Below are 15,145 nucleotides of genomic sequence, written 5' to 3'. Positions count from 1 at the left end.
ATGTGGGTACCGGTCCAGATGTCTATGAGAAGTGGTCCGCCTACAAGCCAGCCCCAATGCCCGGCCAGCAACGAGCGGTGCATTGCGTGGGTTCGCCGAAGATGTTGCCACATTCAAACTGTTAGCGCCTGGTCAGCCGCGAGCGCGCTCGGGCGCAGATATTTTTCACCCAGCCACACGATTCCCAAGTTGACAGTTATCAACATATCGTCCAACATAAATATACAACGTCTTCTAATATTGGACAATAGGAAAAAGGAAGAAATTTCGAATGGCAGTCCGCCCCCTTTCATCCGTGCTGAAGACACTTGCTGCATTCGACTGTGTCGCGGCCGCCGCGGAACCGATGCGGCTGGCCGAGGTCGCCAAGCAGCTCGGAGAAGCCCGAGGCGCTGCCCACCAGCGCCTCGTCACGCTGGTCGAAGCGGGCTGGATCGAGCAGACGCAGGACGGTCGCTACCGGCTGACACTGCGGGTCGTCAGTCACGCAGCGATGGCGTTGGAGCAGTCCAATCTCGGCGCGCGCTTTGCGGGGGTTCTCGAGGAAATGGTGACGCAGAGCGGTGAAACGGCTTCGCTTGCTGTCCTCGATGGCAAGGATGCGGTCATCGTTCGCCGGGTGGAATCGCGCGGTGTTCTTCGGGCCGACCTCAAGGTTGGTGCGCATCTGAGACTCGATCGCACGGCATTTGGCCGCGTCCTCGCTTCGCATGCACGCCCGGAAATCATCGAGCGCCTTCGGGTGCAGGGCGTGAGCCTGCCCGATGACGAGATGATGACGCTGGTTCGCCAGCAGGGATACGCAATTTCCGAAGTCGAGGGCCCGCGCACTGTCTCGGCTGTGGCCGCCCCGATCCTGGATGCGCAGGGCGAGTGCATTGGAGCACTGGCCCTTTCGGGCCCGTTCCAAGGTTTTGACACTGAAAAATGCGCTGGGATCGTCGTCGCGGCAGCGGCGGCGAGCTCTGGACGCATGCGAGGAGACCAATAAATGACTGCCCTTAGAAGTCCTGCTCCGGAATCGGACACCCACCGCATCGCGCGGCTAATGCGTTCAGCCGGAGAAATGATGGCGCCCGAACGCCTGGCCGCGATCCAGCCGTCGCGTGTCAGCGCATCGCGCGCATTGCTCAGCCAGGCAATCCGCGGTCGCTGGCAAATCCAGTGCAAGCGCTTCGAGATCGATGAGAAGGGCAACGGTGTCGCTGAATACCGCATCGATATTGGCGGATGGCGCTTCAGCTTTCCCGTCTATTCCTTTGAGCCCTCACCCCACGGCCGCACCGGCCGCATCATTGGCCGGGCCTGGGACATGATGGGCGCGCTGGTCGAAGGCGATATGAGCCGGGCCGATTTCGAGACGACGGGCGCTGAACTTCCCAAGCTCTATGAGGGACGCGCCACAGCCGGCACGCTCATTTGGTGCCGTTCCAACCGCAGCGGTCGCTTCTTCGAGAGTGCACGCCAGGCGCTTGCGTCAGGAAGGCAGCCGGACGTCGCTGAGCTGGCGCAGACCTGCTACCTCATGCGCAACACAGGTCTCGACGGCAACGGCACGTTTGGAACCAAGACATTCCTTGCCTTTGAAAAAGATCACCCCCTGCGCTGGTCGCTCGCCGCGCAAATGCTGTGCGCCTACATGATGCGCGTCTTTGCCCAGGACCTGCTGCAGCATCTTGTCCGCCTCGGCTCGCCGCAGGCACCCGACATGGCCAAGGATCTTCGCCGTTTCCTCGGCGTCGGCAACGGCTCGGCTCTCGGCCTGATGCTCTTCGTCAACAACCACCCGCGGCTGATCGAACGCTGGCTCTTTATTCGCGAAGAGGCCATTGCGCGAGCCAAGGCGGTTCTTCCCGACGCAGAAGGTTCTGAGATTGCCAAGCTGCTTGCCCTCGTCGACAAGGCGATCACTTTCCGCAGCCAGGACCGCGCGGCCTACGAGAACTTCACGCGCTCCGATGTGCTTGCTGAAGAGCTGCAAACCATCCGGCGCGCTGTCGCCGACCTTCTGCAACGCTGGCAGGCGGGCAACCGCTTCGAGGCAGAGCCCTTCGCAGAGCTTGCGGCCTCGCTTGAGGGCCGCGTGCACGCGGAGGCGATGGAAACCCTTCATTCGCTGCTGATCGAACTCGTGCCCGATGAAGCCGACGCCCTGGTCGGGGGCCTGGTCATCGATGAGGAATTGACGGGGCGCCCGGAGATGCCGGTCCACCGGCTGCGCGACCTGGTTCGCAATGACTATGCATGGGCGTTCAATCTTAATCTCGAGGTGCCCGCCGGCGAGCGCTACGTCTGGTACAAGTCAGTGACCGCGGAAGAACCGCGTCGCGGCCTTGCAACGGAGGTCGGTCACGATGTCGTCAATCTCGGCCTCGACCTGCCACGTCTCGTGGTGGCGCTGGACCGCGACCTTTCTGCGGTTGACCCCAACCTCAGCACGGCGCGCTTCCTGTTCGCCCATCCGCAGCACCGCGCCATCGTCACCCGCGTCCAGGCGCTTGCCGGCACCAGCCTGCATTCGCCGCACGCCGACATCATGAGCGGCTCGTTTACGCCAGCCCATATCACCCGCCTTCTCAATGTCGGCATTCACGGCATCGACAAGACACGCGACTTCCTCGACCGCAACCTGCGCGGCGTCCTGTTTCATGGCGCGCCTCTTCCCGAAGACATTGCTTCTGGAAACGCCGACGCGCTGTGGTTTTATCCTGCGGAGCCAAGCCTGTGAGCACCTGCCAGTCCAACCTTTCGAACTCGATGACTGTGAGCCTGCGCGAGATGCGCATGGTGTTCGAGCGTCTCCTCCAGGTCACGCGCATCGAAAGCGGCCTCGTCCCGGCCCTTAGGGATTGTGCCGTCTACTCTGCGGCCCTCGGTCTTGGCGGCTTTTCGCGTCTGACCGCAACGCTCGAGACGATCAGCAAGGCCACCCCAAAGGCCCTGTCACTCGACGTATCGGGCGACCCCGTCATCGACTGTGGCGGCCAGCATGCCTGGCTCGCCGCCGATGCCGCGCTCGAGCTCGCGGTCGAAAACATGAAGACAGGCGGCAGCGGCGTTGTCACCGTGCGTAACGCCAAAGACATCGGCGAACTCAAAGTCATCGAGGCACTGGCGCAGCGCTTCAGCCTGAAGGCAACAGTCGCCGTCGACGTCGACCGCGCGGCTATCGCAATCACACAAGCGCCTGATCCCGATGAAATCGCCCTTCTCGACAAGATCCGCCGCAATGGCGTTGCCGTCGACGCCGCGACTTGGTGGGAACTCTACCATCGCTCGGCGGAAGCCCTTGCGCCCGACAGCTATCTTTCGCGTCGCCATGCCGGCCCGATCATCGTCGAGGCCGACGGCAAGGTCATCGGCCGCCAGGACGAAGACGAGACCGATTTTTCCCTGCTTCTGGCCGACGCGCCCAAGAGCGCTGCTTCCGGCAAACACTGAATGAAATAACCATGATCATCGATGCTCTGCAATGCGGCCACTTTGACCGCTCGTCCTTCCAGGCCCTGCAACGCGGCGGCTACAGCGCCGTCACCCCGACGCTCGGCTTCTGGGAGGGGACAATGGAATCGCTCGATTCCCTTGCCCGCTGGCGCGACATGGAGCGTGAGAACGCCGACATCGTCCTGATCGCCCGCACCGCCGCCGATATCGAGCGCGCCGAGCAGGAAGGAAAGCTCGCTGTTGTGCTCGGCTATCAGAACTCCAATCTCTTCGAAGACCGCATCGCCTATGTGGAGTTCTTTGCCGAACTTGGTGTGCGCGTTGTCCAGCTCACCTACAACAACCAGAACGAACTCGGTGGGTCCTGCTACGAGGAAAATGACAGCGGCCTGGCCCGGTTCGGCCGGGACGTCGTGCGCGAAATGAACCGGGTCGGCATGCTGGTCGATCTGTCGCATGTCGGCGACAAGACGACGCTGGACGCGATCGAATGGTCGCAAAAGCCCGTGGCCATCACTCATGCCAACGCCGCCTCGCTCTTTGAGCACAAGCGCAACAAGTCCGACCGCGTAATCAAGGCGCTTGCCGCCCGCGGTGGTGTGATCGGTTGCGTAGCCTACCGCAACATCACGCCCGCCAGCGCCTGCGCCACGGTCGACGGCTGGTGCGAGATGGTGGCGCGAACGGTCGATATCGCCGGCATCGACCATGTTGGTATCGGCACCGACATTTCCCACAACCACACCCAGCGTGACTACGACTGGATGCGAAAGGGCCGCTGGACACGATCCGTTCAGTACGGCGCGGGTTCGGCGGCCACGCCTGGTGCGGTGCCGAAGCCGGAATGGCTACTCAAACCGGAAAACCTTCAGGACGTAGCGCCGGCGCTCCTTCGGGTCGGTTTCAATCAGGAAGAGGCGAACAAGATCCTCAGAGACAACTGGCTGCGTCTTTACGGCGAGGTCTTCCGCGCCGACTGACCGGTTACGGAAACGAATTTCCAACGAAAGAAGGGCCGCCGCCAGGCTCGCGAGCGGCCACGGGGAACAGCAATCAACGACCGTTCGACTAAGGAGAACAACGAATGGACACGTTCAAGAAAGCATCGGCAATACCGGTGTCGCGACGCGCAGTGCTCGGTGCTGGTCTTTTTGGGGCCGCCATGCTCGCCTCACCCCTCGTGCGCCGCGCAAGTGCTGCGGACAATGTACTTTATGTCAACACCTGGGGCGGCGACTGGGAAGCTTCCGTTAAGAAGTTCCTCTTCGATCCGTTCACGGCCGACACCGGCATCGAGATCCGCACGGTTTCGCCGATCTCGTTTGCCAAGCTCGCCGCGCAGAAGACGACCGGCGTCTTTGAGTTTGACGTCACGACGCTGGGCGTCGCCGACGTCGCCCGTGCGAATGCAGCCGGCCTCTTGGAAACGCTCGGAGACCATGTCGATGCGTCCAAACTTTGGCAGGGCGCCATCTATGAAAACGGCCTGTCGACTCACGGCTTTGCCACGCAGCTCGCGTTCAACAAGACGAAGTACCCGGATGGTCTGAAGAACTGGGCCGACTTCTTCAACGTTGAAAAATTCCCGGGCAACCGCAGCCTGCAGCGCCACGCCGCCCGCGTACTCGCCATCGCCCTGCTCGCCGACGGCGTTTCCCCGGACCAACTGTTCCCTTATGATCTCGACCGTGCCTTCGCCTCGCTCGACAAGGTCAAGGACAACGTGCGTGTCTGGTGGACAGCAGGCCCGCAGGCCCGCCAAATCCTGACCGACGGCGAGGTCGACATGGCCGGCCTTTGGGACAGCGATGCCGCCGGCGCCAAGAAGGCTTCCAAGGAGCCGATCGAGATCGTCTGGGATCAGGCGATTGTCGACCAGGCATGCTGGATCGTCGCCAAGGATAGCCCGCGTGCCGAAAACGGCTTCAAGCTGATCAGCCATATCGGCCAGAATGCAGAAGGGCTCGCGAAGTTCTGCATCGCCGACCAGAATGGCCCGATGAACCCGAAATCGTTCGATTTCATCCCAGCTGAGGTGGCCAAGACCATGCCGACTTATCCCGATCACCTCGCCCGCGCCGTCATGCTTGATGGCGCCAAGCTGACGGCACAGATCGACGAGTTGAGCAGCCGGTTCGAAAGCTGGGTCGGTCTTTGATGCAACCCTCCCGGTTCCGCGAGAAACGGAACCGGGTTGGTCTAAGAAACAGGTGCATTGCCTAGGGGCGGCCCGCCGCCGCCGGCGTGTGGATCGGGGTTTCCCGATCAGGGTACTGAGGGAGCATTGACATGAAACAGAGATCGTTTTCGCCCATTGCGGAGGGGCCGATACCGCTGATGGCCCCGGCAGCGGTCTTCCTTGCGGTGTTCTTCCTGGTGCCGCTTGCCTATGTCGGCTGGATGAGCATCTCGCAGCCGGTGGTCGGCCTGCAGAACTTCGCACGGCTTCTGCATTCGAGCCTGTTTGCGTCCGTGCTCTATCAGACGTTCAGGACCGCCTTCCTCGTCACCGCTCTTGCGCTCCTCTTCGCCTATCCGCTCGCCTATGCTGCCGCCAACGGATCCAAACGCTTCGCCACCTTTCTCCTGACCGTGGTCGCCCTTTCTTTCTGGACGAGCTATCTCGTGCGCACCTATGCCTGGATGGTCATTCTCGGCAACCAGGGGCCGGTCACGGCACTCCTTACCTGGCTCGGCTTCGATCCTGCGCCGAAGCTACTCTTCACCACGTTCAGCGCAACGCTTGCCATGACCCACGCGCTCATTCCTTTCATGACCATGTCGCTGTTCTCGGTCATGAAGCGCATCGATCCTCTCTATGTTCGCGCTGCGGAAAGCCTCGGCGCGAGCCCGCTTCGTGCCTTCCTCGCAGTCTATCTGCCGCTTTCGGCACCGGGCATCGTCAACGGTTGCACGCTCGTCTTCATCTCCTGCCTCGGCTTCTATGTGATGCCCGTGCTGCTCGGCAGCCCGCGCGACCAGATGATCGCAGGTATCATCGGCGACCAGATCGAACAGACACTCGACTTCGGGCTTGGCTCGGCAATCTCGATCGTGTTGCTCGGTCTGACGCTCGCAGTTTACGCGCTCTACAACCGCTTCTTCGGACTTAACCGGCTATGGGCAGGAGGTGGCCGATGAACCCGTTCGTTCGCGCGCTTGCGCTCCTCATCGCTTTTTTTGTCGCTGCACCGATGTTCATCGTCATCCCAATGTCGTTCAGCTCGGCTGCGTCGCTAACCTTCCCGCCGCCCGGCTACACGCTTGCCAACTACATCAACTTCTTCTCGGACCCCAACTGGACTGAGCCACTCATCAACAGCGTCATCATCGGTCTTGGAACGGTACTGGTGACGCTCTGCCTTGCCATCCCCGCGTCCTTCGCACTGGTGCGGCATATCTTCCTCGGCCGTGAATTGTTCAATCTCCTGATCATGCTGCCAATGATCGTGCCGACCATCGTCATGGCGCTCGGCTACTACATGTACTTCGGTCAACTTCGCCTCGTGCAGAGCTACCTTGGCGTCATCCTTGCCCATAGCTGCATCGCCATGCCGATGGCGACCCTGATCCTGACGGCGGCACTCAAAGGGTTCGACCGGTCCGTCGAGCGGGCTGCCATGAACCTTGGCGCGTCGCCCTTCACGACATTCCGGTTGGTGACCTTCCCAATCCTGCGTCCCGCCTTCACCGTCGCCGGTCTCTTTGCCTTTATCGCTTCCTTCGACGAAGCGGTGATCGCGCTCTTCATCTCCGGCCGCGACAGGGCGACCTTGCCGCGCCAGATGTTCAACGCCGTCCGCCAGGAGGCAGACCCGACCATCTCGGCGGCATCCTCTTTCCTGTTTCTGCTCGTTCTGGCTGGCGTCTGTGTCTGGCTTGCGCCGCAATTTGTGCGCCGCCGGTCCGGGACAACACGTCAGCCGCTCGAAAACGGCGCCACCAACACCGCTGCGGCGGCATCCTGATCAAGGAGCACAGCCATGAACGCCCGTTCTCTCACACTCCGCAACGTCAACAAGAGCTACGACGGCAAGCATATGGCGGCCGACAACGTGTCGCTCGAGATCAAGGCTGGCGAGTTCGTCTCCTTCCTTGGTCCCTCCGGCTCCGGCAAGACCACGACGCTAATGATGATTGCCGGCTTCCAGCATCCGACGAGCGGAGAAATCCGGCTCGGCGAACGCGCCATCGACAAGCTGCCGCCGCACAAGCGCAATATCGGCATGGTCTTCCAGAACTACGCCCTCTTCCCGCACATGACGATTGCCGACAACGTCGCCTTTCCCCTGCGCATGCGCGGTGTGGAGAAGGCCGAGAAAGAACGGCGCTCGCGGGAGGCGCTGGCCAAGGTCGGCCTGCAAGGTTTCGAGAGACGCATTCCCTCGGAATTATCCGGCGGACAACAACAGCGTGTGGCCCTTGCCCGCGCACTTGTCTTTGAGCCCGATATCATTCTGCTCGACGAACCGCTCGGCGCGCTCGACAAGGCGCTTCGCGAGCACATGCAGGTGGAGTTGAAACGCATCCACCGCGACCTCGGCGTCACCATGGTCTACGTCACCCACGACCAGTCGGAAGCCATGACAATGTCGGACCGGATCGCCGTTTTCAACGAGGGACGCATCGAGCAGGTAGGCACCCCAAACGAGATCTATTTCGCGCCGAAGACCCACTTCGTTGCCTCGTTCATCGGCGACAGCAACATCCTCGGAGCTTCCTCGCTTGGCGATGGCCGCTACGAGACGCCAGTCGGCGTCGTCGACACCAAAGCTGCAGGCGGTGACCGCAACAGCAAAGCCGAATTGCTGTTGCGCCCGGAGATGATCCGCCTCGCCGATGGAGCGGATCCAAGCCGTCAGGCGATGAAGATCGACAGCACTATCAACTATGGTGACAACCTGCTGGTCATCGGCAAACTCGGCGCGCAAGCGATCCGCATGCGCGTGCCCGGCGTCGATGCACGAAGGCTCGACGGTGCTTCCGAGTGCCACGTCACCTGGCGCAGCGAAGATGTGCACGTCATCGCCTGACAATCGCGAAGCGCAATCAAGCATACCCTGGAGCCTGCCATGAACGACCGTCCCAACTCCCTTCACGCCCTGGACCGGCAAAGTCTCGTGCACCCCTACACCAACCTTGCGGTTCACCAGGAAGTGGGGCCGCATGTAATCACCGGTGGTGAGGGCATTTACGTCGTCGACGATCAGGGAAAACGTTACATCGAGGGTCTTGCTGGCCTCTTCTGCGCGGGGCTCGGCTTCAGCGAGCCGCGTTTGGTGGAAGCGGCGACGCGGCAGCTGAAGACGATGCCATTCTATCATTCCTTCGCCCACAAATCGACGGAACCGGGTATCCGCCTTGCAGAGAAGCTGCTCGAAATGGCGCCGGTACCCATGTCGAAGGTCTTCTTTGCCGGTTCCGGTTCCGAAGCGAACGACACGGCGATCAAGCTGGTCTGGTACTACAACAACGCGGTCGGACGGCCTGAGAAGAAGAAGATCATTTCGCGCCGCAAGGCTTACCATGGCGTAACGGTGGCGACTGCAAGCCTCACGGGTCTTCCGTTCAACCACCGTGATTTCGATCTGCCGATCGCCAAGATCCTCCACACCGATTGCCCGCATTACTGGCGGTTTGCAGAACCTGGTGAGAGCGAGGAAGATTTTGCAACCCGGCTTGTCTCCAATCTCGAGGCTATGATCCTCGAAGAGGGTCCGGAAACGGTGGCGGCCTTCTTCGCCGAGCCGGTCATGGTGTCTGGGGGAGTGATCACACCGCCGAAGACTTACTTCGAAAAACTCCAGGCGGTCTTGAAGAAGTACGACATCCTTCTGGTGGCAGATGAAGTCATCTGCGGCTTTGGGCGTACGGGTAACATGTTCGGGTCGGAAACCTACGGGCTGAAACCGGACATGATCAGTTGCGCAAAGCAGCTTTCGGCCGCCTACATGCCGATCTCCGCGCTGATGATCAACGAGACGATCTCTGACGTCCTCCTCGACCAGAGCCGCAAGATCGGAACATTCTCGCATGGCTTTACTTATGGTGGTCATCCGGTCGCCGCGGCCGTGGCTCTGGAGGCCCTGACTATCTACCAGGAGGTAGACATCGTCTCCCACGTCCGCGCCGTCGGCCCGCGCTTTCAGGAGGGCATTCGAAAGCTTGGCGAACATCCGCTGATCGGTGAAGCCCGCGGTGTGGGTCTTGTCGCCGGCCTCGAATTCGTCAAGGACAAGGTAACGAAAGAGAACTTCCCACCTGCCTGGCAGGTCGCCAACCATGCCGGCAAGTTCGCAACCGAGCGCGGCGTCCTCACGCGTGGTCTTGGCGACATGGTGAGCCTGTGCCCGGCCATGATCATCAACGAGAAGCAGATCGACGATCTCATGGCACGCATGCAGCTTGCTCTCGACGACACGCTTTCGTGGGCGCGCAGCCAAGGCTACATCGCGTGATGCCGGAGATCGACATGTCCACCCGTCCGCCACATTCCTATGAACGGCTCGGCATGCTGATCGGCGGCCGCTGGATTTACGAGACCGAGGGGCAGGACGCGGTCATCGACCCGGCAAGCGGAGCGGTCATCGGCTATTTGCCCTGCGCCACCGACGCCGACCTAGCGGCGGCCGTCGCCTCCGCGCAGCGGGCGTTCGGAAGCTGGAAGGATCGCTCACCGCTCGACCGCGGGCAGATCCTGCGGCGCTTCGCCGATCTTGCTCGCACGCACGCCGAGGAGGTCGGCCGCAACATGGTGCTTGACCAGGGCAAACCGCTGACGGAAGCAATCGGTGAGATCCGATTTGCCGCCGACCATGCCGATTGGCATGCGGAGGAAGCGCGGCGCATCTATGGTCGCCTTATCCCTTCGCGAGATCCACGTGTACAGCAGGCGGTCACGCGCGAACCCGTCGGCGTCTGCATCGCATTTACCCCTTGGAATTTCCCGTTTAGCCAGGCACTGCGCAAGGTCGTGGCAGCCTTGGCAAGCGGCTGCACGATAATCCTCAAAGGGCCGGCGGAATCGCCCTCCTCCACGGTCGCGATCGGCCGGTTTATGCAGGAGGCGGGTCTGCCGGACGGTTGCCTCAATATCGTCTGGGGATCGTCTTCGCATATTTCCGAAACGCTGCTTTCGGCGCCCGAGGTGAAGAAGATCTCGTTTACGGGGTCCGTCGAAGTCGGCAAGCTGCTTGCTTCGCTCGCAGGCCGCCATATGAAGCGCTCCACGATGGAGCTTGGCGGCCACGCTCCGGTTATCGTCTTCGACGATGCCGACGTTGAAGCATCTGCCGACGCGCTTGCCGCGCAAAAGGTCCGCAATGCCGGACAGGTCTGCGTTTCGCCGACCCGCTTCTACGTTCAAACAGGAGCATATGACCGTTTCCTAGCGCGCTTCGCCGACAAGGTGGCCGCCACGAAGGTTGGCTATGGCTTTGCCGAAGGAGTGCAGATGGGTCCGCTCTGCCACGCCCGCCGGGTCACGGCTATGGAAGGCTTCGTACAGGATGCCCGCGAACGGGGAGCGGAGATCGTGACCGGCGGCAGTCGCATCGGCGACGCCGGCTTTTTCTATGCGCCGACGGTGGTTGCCGGTGGTTCCGACGCGTTGCGGCTGATGAACGAGGAGCCCTTTGGACCCATTGCGGTCGTCGCGCCTTTTTCTGGTTTTGACGACGTGATGCGGCGCGCCAACAGCCTTCCTTTCGGCCTTGCGTCTTACGTGTTCACCGCCTCCAGCAGTCGAGCCCAGCACGCCGCAAAAGCGCTTGCCGCCGGGATGGTCAGCATCAATCACTTCGGCCTGGCGCTACCCGAAACGCCTTTCGGTGGCATCAACGACAGCGGCTATGGTAGCGAAGGTGGGACTGAAACCTTTGACGGCTATCTCAACACGAAATTCGTGACCCGCTTCGACGCGCGGCCCGAATGAGCAGCCTTACTTTCTTGGAGAACAAAATGTTTGAAGCCATCGATACCGGATCAGACCCCTCAGACGCGCCAGTCAGCGAGGTCGTGCGCGCCGGCAATCTCGTCTGGTCGGTCCATATTTCCGAAGACCCGGTGAATGGCGACCTCGTCACAGGTGACATCGAAACCCAGACGCGCCGAACGCTTGGAAATCTCGACATCGCGATCCGTGCTGCGGGCGGCACGCTGGCCGATGTCGTGCAGGTTCAGGTTTTCCTCACTGAAAGATCGGACGCACCAGGAATGAACAAGGTCTACGCCGAGTTCTTCAAGGAGCCCTATCCGGTGCGTGCGACCGTGGTGGTAAAGGAGCTTTTGGCCGAAGGCCTTCGCATCGAAATCCTTGCCCACGCCGTTCTCGGCAACAGAGCTTAAAGTGGCCGATCATGTTTGAGAAAGTCGAAACCGGTATCGCTTCGTCAAAGGCGCCTTTGAGCGCTACGGTCAAGGCAGGCCGCATCGTGCGATCCGCGCATATTGCAAAGAATCCGACGACGGGCGAACCCATTACCGGTGACATCGAGACACAGGCACGCCAGGTGTTCCTGAACCTCCGACAGGCGCTCGAAGCGGCCGGCGGAACACTTGCCGATGTTGTGCAGATCCAGGCCTATCTCACGGATAAGGCGGATGCAGGCGGCATGAATAGGATTTACCGGGAGTTCTTTACTGCACCTTATCCGGTTCGTGCCACCGTCGTAGTCGATCTTCTCTCCAGCGGAATACGCCTTGAGGTACTCGCAACGGCTGTCCTTTCCTCCTCGGCGTGACGATGGTGTCTCGCCTGTTTGGCGCTGTCTGTCCAAAAGAGATAGAAGACGGCAACCGGCGGCACCGGCCTCTACCGAGAAAAGGGACCTGGTCCCTAACCAAGTCTTTTTAACAATGACAGACATGCCACGAACGTATGTGGAAACGCCGCCTTCCGTTCCTTCTTCATCCGTTGATTGGCTTCCACCACAGAGCGCTCATGCGTGATGTGCCGGTGGCGACCGAGAAGGAGATTGGAGACGAGGCGGCTCGGGTGACCGATTCGTCCAAGTCATTCGATACGCCAGAATTCATGAAGGGCAAGTTCAGGGTCCGCGCCGGGGCGGCGCAAGGCGGCACCTACGGCAACTCAGTGCGAGAGGCGCTAGACGTGATCTATGCCCTCGACGGAAGCCGGCTCAAACCTTTGACGGTGCGGTTGCGCCGCAGAACAGGTGGGCTGAGGTTTTGAGCAAGGGGTCTTGCGGCGGCCGCTCCGAACCAAACGGTTCCCCACGAACACGAGGGGAGCATTGCGCTCCCCTCCCCGATGTCGTCACATCAGGTCAGAACCTTGCCCTGCAAGTCTGCGTCGGCGTTGGAAACCCGCTGATGCTGGCGAAGGTGTTCCGCCCAGGATTCCACCATGAACCACTCAACCATCTTTTCCGGGTCGGCGGAGTCTTCGGTCACGCCCCAGCCATAGGCACCATCGCGGCGACGTTCCTGGGAGAGCGTGTCGAGCGCATGGAGGAAGGCGCGGCGGTGATGTTTTTCGACCTGGTACTCGATCAGGATCAGGACGGGACCACGGTCATGAGCGACAGGTTCGGCAACAAGCGGTTCCGGCCAATGGTTCGAAGGCACCAAATCCACATCGCCGGCTGGCAGCTTCAGTCGGTGCATGATGAAGCCGGCGGCAAGCAGTCCGGCAGCGCCGATCAGCAGCGTCCCCTGGATACCCGCTGCTTCGCCAACTGCACCCCAGCCAAGGCTGCCGGCGGTCATCGCCCCGTTGAAAACGGTGAGGTAGACCGCGAGACCGCGACCACGCACCCAGTTGGGGAGAACGGCCTGTGCTGCGCCATTGAGGGTTGTCAGCGCGGTGATCCATGCGCCACCGAGGAACAGAAGGGCGATGATGGCAACCCACTTCGGGAGGGAAAGCGAAAGTACGGCCATGACGATCGCGGTGACAACGGCCGCCCCGAGCAACAGTCCATCGGCGCTCAGCCGGTCACGCAGCTTCGGCATGACCAATGCTCCTGCGATCGCACCGGCACCGACAGCGCCGAGCAGAATGCCGTAGAAGCTTGCGTCCCCACCCAGGAGTTGGCGGGCGACCAGCGGCAAAAGTGCCCAGACCGCGCTCGCAAAGGCAAAAAAGATCGCGGCACGCAGCAGGACGACATGCAGTGGACGACTGGCGCGGGTGTAGCGGAGACCGGCACGGAATGCGCCAAAGAAGTTTTCAGACAACGCATCGTTGGCGCTTTTTGCCCGTGGCCACCAGAGAAGCGCGGCGATGACGATGATGTAGCTGGCCACGTCGGCACCATAGGTGACGCCTGCGCCAAACGCGGCAAGCAAAAGTCCGCCTGCCGCGGGGCCGATCGATCGTGCGATATTGATCCCGAGTGAGTTCAGCGCCACGGCGCTTTTGACGTCTTCTCGCTTGACCAGTTCTGGAACGATCGCCTGCCAGGTCGGCCCCATCAGTGCGGCACCGATGCCGCCGAGGAAGGTCAGACCGATCAGTGCGCTGACGGAGAGCATTCCGGTCTGCGCCAGAACCATCAAACTGATACTGACGGAGGCAAGCAAGATCTGAACAGCAATCAGGAACTTGCGCCGATCGAGGATGTCGGTGAGCACACCGGCCGGGATGGCGAGCAGGAAAATAGGCAAGGTTCCCGCCGCCTGCACCATCGCAACTGCGGCAGTTGAAGCGGACAGGTCAGTCATGAGCCACGAGCTGGCAACGTCACGCATGAAGCTGCCGGTATTGCCCAGGACTGTGGCCGTCCAAAGGACCGCGAAAACCGGTTGAGCCAGGGGAGCGAAGCTTCCGCCGACAGATTTTTTGTCGCTCATTTGCGATCTCCTTTTGTCAGATCGATTGCGGCGACAATGACGAATGCGCCGGCGAGGCCGAGATGCTCGAAGAAGGCATTGCCGGCCATCGTGCGATCCATGCCCGGTGCCATTTCCCAGAAGCGAAGGGCAATGAAGGTTGCAAGAAGAGTGAACCCCGCGAGTGACAGCGCGCCAGCCCAACGCAGGATGCCTGATACCACCATGGCCGAAGCCGCAAGCTCAAAGCCGATGACAGCAACCGCGAAGAACGCCGGCGGATGAAGACCGAAATGCGCCATCTCGGCGATCGCGCCATCAAAGTCGAAGGTCTTGGCAAGCGGCCCCTGAATGTAGGCGGCGCAAAGGGCAAGCAGCGCCGCGGTCCGCATTGCGGGAGCCGCGATGACTTCGGCAAAATGCCCACGGATTGAAGAGGTCGGGTGATGGATCATTTTTGCTCCTGCGATCGTCGCTGTTTCTGAAACCGGCTATGTGGTTCGTCTGATAGAGCGATATTGACCGGGAAGTTCCCTACCAACAATTGCATCAATATTTGCTATTTAATTGCATTTTTTTGCAACAATAGAAGCGCATTGCATGTGCTCCAGCCAAACACCAAAACGGGCAGCGACCGAGCTGCCCGTTTTGGTGTTCATGCATGATTTGCGTGCCTTCACACCGCCCAGCAGGAGCATCCAAGCGCGCCGAAGAAACCCTTAAGGTCGGCGATCGGCAGTTTCGACGTCCAGGCGCCGGCATGATCGTGGCCATGGACGTCGCAATCGCTGGCGCAGCCGCACGACGTGATCGCGGTGCGCCGGAGCGAGCGCTTTCCGGCGCCCTCGGGCTCACCCCAGGCGGCATAACCGCCGAAGGTGCGGACCGGCGACCAGTCGGGCATTGC

Annotated in this window: 14 protein-coding genes and 2 pseudogenes; 13 read left to right on the top strand and 3 right to left on the bottom strand. The window is 61.3% G+C overall.

Annotated features, from left to right (window positions below; translation table 11 throughout):
• The first annotated feature begins 271 nt into the window (after positions 1 to 271).
• The 13 genes from IB272_RS32695 to IB272_RS32635 all read left to right on the top strand — a co-directional run bounded on the left by IB272_RS32695 (position 272) and on the right by IB272_RS32635 (position 12,637).
• Positions 272 to 991, top strand: a complete 720-nt coding sequence (locus tag IB272_RS32695; protein WP_029742651.1) for an IclR family transcriptional regulator — start codon at positions 272 to 274, stop codon at positions 989 to 991.
• Entirely contained in the window at positions 992 to 2,728 is a 1,737-nt protein-coding gene (locus IB272_RS32690; RefSeq protein ID WP_060610091.1) for a hypothetical protein, read from the top strand.
• Positions 2,725 to 3,441 (top strand): hypothetical protein, encoded by a 717-nt coding sequence (locus tag IB272_RS32685; RefSeq protein ID WP_113505536.1) that lies wholly within the window; start codon positions 2,725 to 2,727, stop codon positions 3,439 to 3,441. Before IB272_RS32690 ends, IB272_RS32685 begins: the two co-directional genes overlap by 4 nt.
• Positions 3,442 to 3,452: 11 nt before the next feature.
• The gene (locus IB272_RS32680; RefSeq protein ID WP_134887130.1) at positions 3,453 to 4,424 is read left to right on the top strand and encodes a dipeptidase; all 972 of its coding nucleotides are present in this window, start codon (positions 3,453 to 3,455) and stop codon (positions 4,422 to 4,424) included.
• Positions 4,425 to 4,528: 104 nt separating this feature from the next.
• Positions 4,529 to 5,602 carry an extracellular solute-binding protein gene (locus IB272_RS32675; protein ID WP_134887129.1) on the top strand — a complete coding sequence of 358 codons (1,074 nt, stop codon included), beginning with the start codon at positions 4,529 to 4,531 and terminating at the stop codon, positions 5,600 to 5,602.
• A gap of 131 nt (positions 5,603 to 5,733) precedes the next feature.
• Entirely contained in the window at positions 5,734 to 6,585 is an 852-nt protein-coding gene (locus IB272_RS32670) for an ABC transporter permease (protein WP_113294291.1), read from the top strand.
• Positions 6,582 to 7,412, top strand: coding sequence for an ABC transporter permease (locus IB272_RS32665; RefSeq protein ID WP_029742658.1), 831 nt, complete (start codon positions 6,582 to 6,584; stop codon positions 7,410 to 7,412). The genes IB272_RS32670 and IB272_RS32665 overlap by 4 nt, the downstream gene beginning before the upstream one ends.
• Before the next feature lie 15 nt (positions 7,413 to 7,427).
• Positions 7,428 to 8,477: an ABC transporter ATP-binding protein gene (locus IB272_RS32660; RefSeq protein ID WP_113294290.1), complete on the top strand. Its 1,050-nt coding sequence runs from the start codon at positions 7,428 to 7,430 to the stop codon at positions 8,475 to 8,477.
• A 39-nt stretch (positions 8,478 to 8,516) separates the two neighbouring features.
• Positions 8,517 to 9,902 carry an aspartate aminotransferase family protein gene (locus tag IB272_RS32655; protein ID WP_192358779.1) on the top strand — a complete coding sequence of 462 codons (1,386 nt, stop codon included), beginning with the start codon at positions 8,517 to 8,519 and terminating at the stop codon, positions 9,900 to 9,902.
• Between the two features lie 14 nt (positions 9,903 to 9,916).
• On the top strand, positions 9,917 to 11,377 hold the full coding sequence (locus IB272_RS32650) for an NAD-dependent succinate-semialdehyde dehydrogenase (protein ID WP_192445769.1): 1,461 nt from the start codon (positions 9,917 to 9,919) through the stop codon (positions 11,375 to 11,377).
• A 26-nt stretch (positions 11,378 to 11,403) separates the two neighbouring features.
• Positions 11,404 to 11,790: a RidA family protein gene (locus IB272_RS32645; RefSeq protein WP_029742662.1), complete on the top strand. Its 387-nt coding sequence runs from the start codon at positions 11,404 to 11,406 to the stop codon at positions 11,788 to 11,790.
• Between the two features lie 11 nt (positions 11,791 to 11,801).
• Positions 11,802 to 12,185 (top strand): RidA family protein, encoded by a 384-nt coding sequence (locus IB272_RS32640; protein ID WP_034802064.1) that lies wholly within the window; start codon positions 11,802 to 11,804, stop codon positions 12,183 to 12,185.
• Between the two features lie 200 nt (positions 12,186 to 12,385).
• Positions 12,386 to 12,637 (top strand): hypothetical protein, encoded by a 252-nt coding sequence (locus IB272_RS32635; protein ID WP_234824651.1) that lies wholly within the window; start codon positions 12,386 to 12,388, stop codon positions 12,635 to 12,637.
• Between the two features lie 95 nt (positions 12,638 to 12,732).
• On the opposite strand, the pseudogene IB272_RS32630 reads toward IB272_RS32635, so the two are convergent.
• From IB272_RS32630 to IB272_RS32620, 3 genes and pseudogenes are all read right to left on the bottom strand, one after another.
• Positions 12,733 to 14,259, bottom strand: a pseudogene (locus IB272_RS32630) (MFS transporter); the annotation flags it as partial.
• On the bottom strand, positions 14,256 to 14,693 hold the full coding sequence (locus IB272_RS32625; RefSeq protein WP_113294287.1) for a DoxX family protein: 438 nt from the start codon (positions 14,691 to 14,693) through the stop codon (positions 14,256 to 14,258). The pseudogene IB272_RS32630 and the gene IB272_RS32625, both read right to left, overlap by 4 nt.
• Before the next feature lie 221 nt (positions 14,694 to 14,914).
• A pseudogene (locus IB272_RS32620) lies at positions 14,915 to 15,145 on the bottom strand (amidohydrolase); the annotation flags it as partial.

The sequence above is a fragment of the Ensifer sp. ENS08 genome (genome assembly GCF_014852195.1).
In the GTDB taxonomy this organism is placed as follows: domain Bacteria; phylum Pseudomonadota; class Alphaproteobacteria; order Rhizobiales; family Rhizobiaceae; genus Ensifer; species Ensifer adhaerens.
Note: the sequence above shows the minus strand (reverse complement) of the source record. Positions and strands in the feature narration are given on the sequence as shown.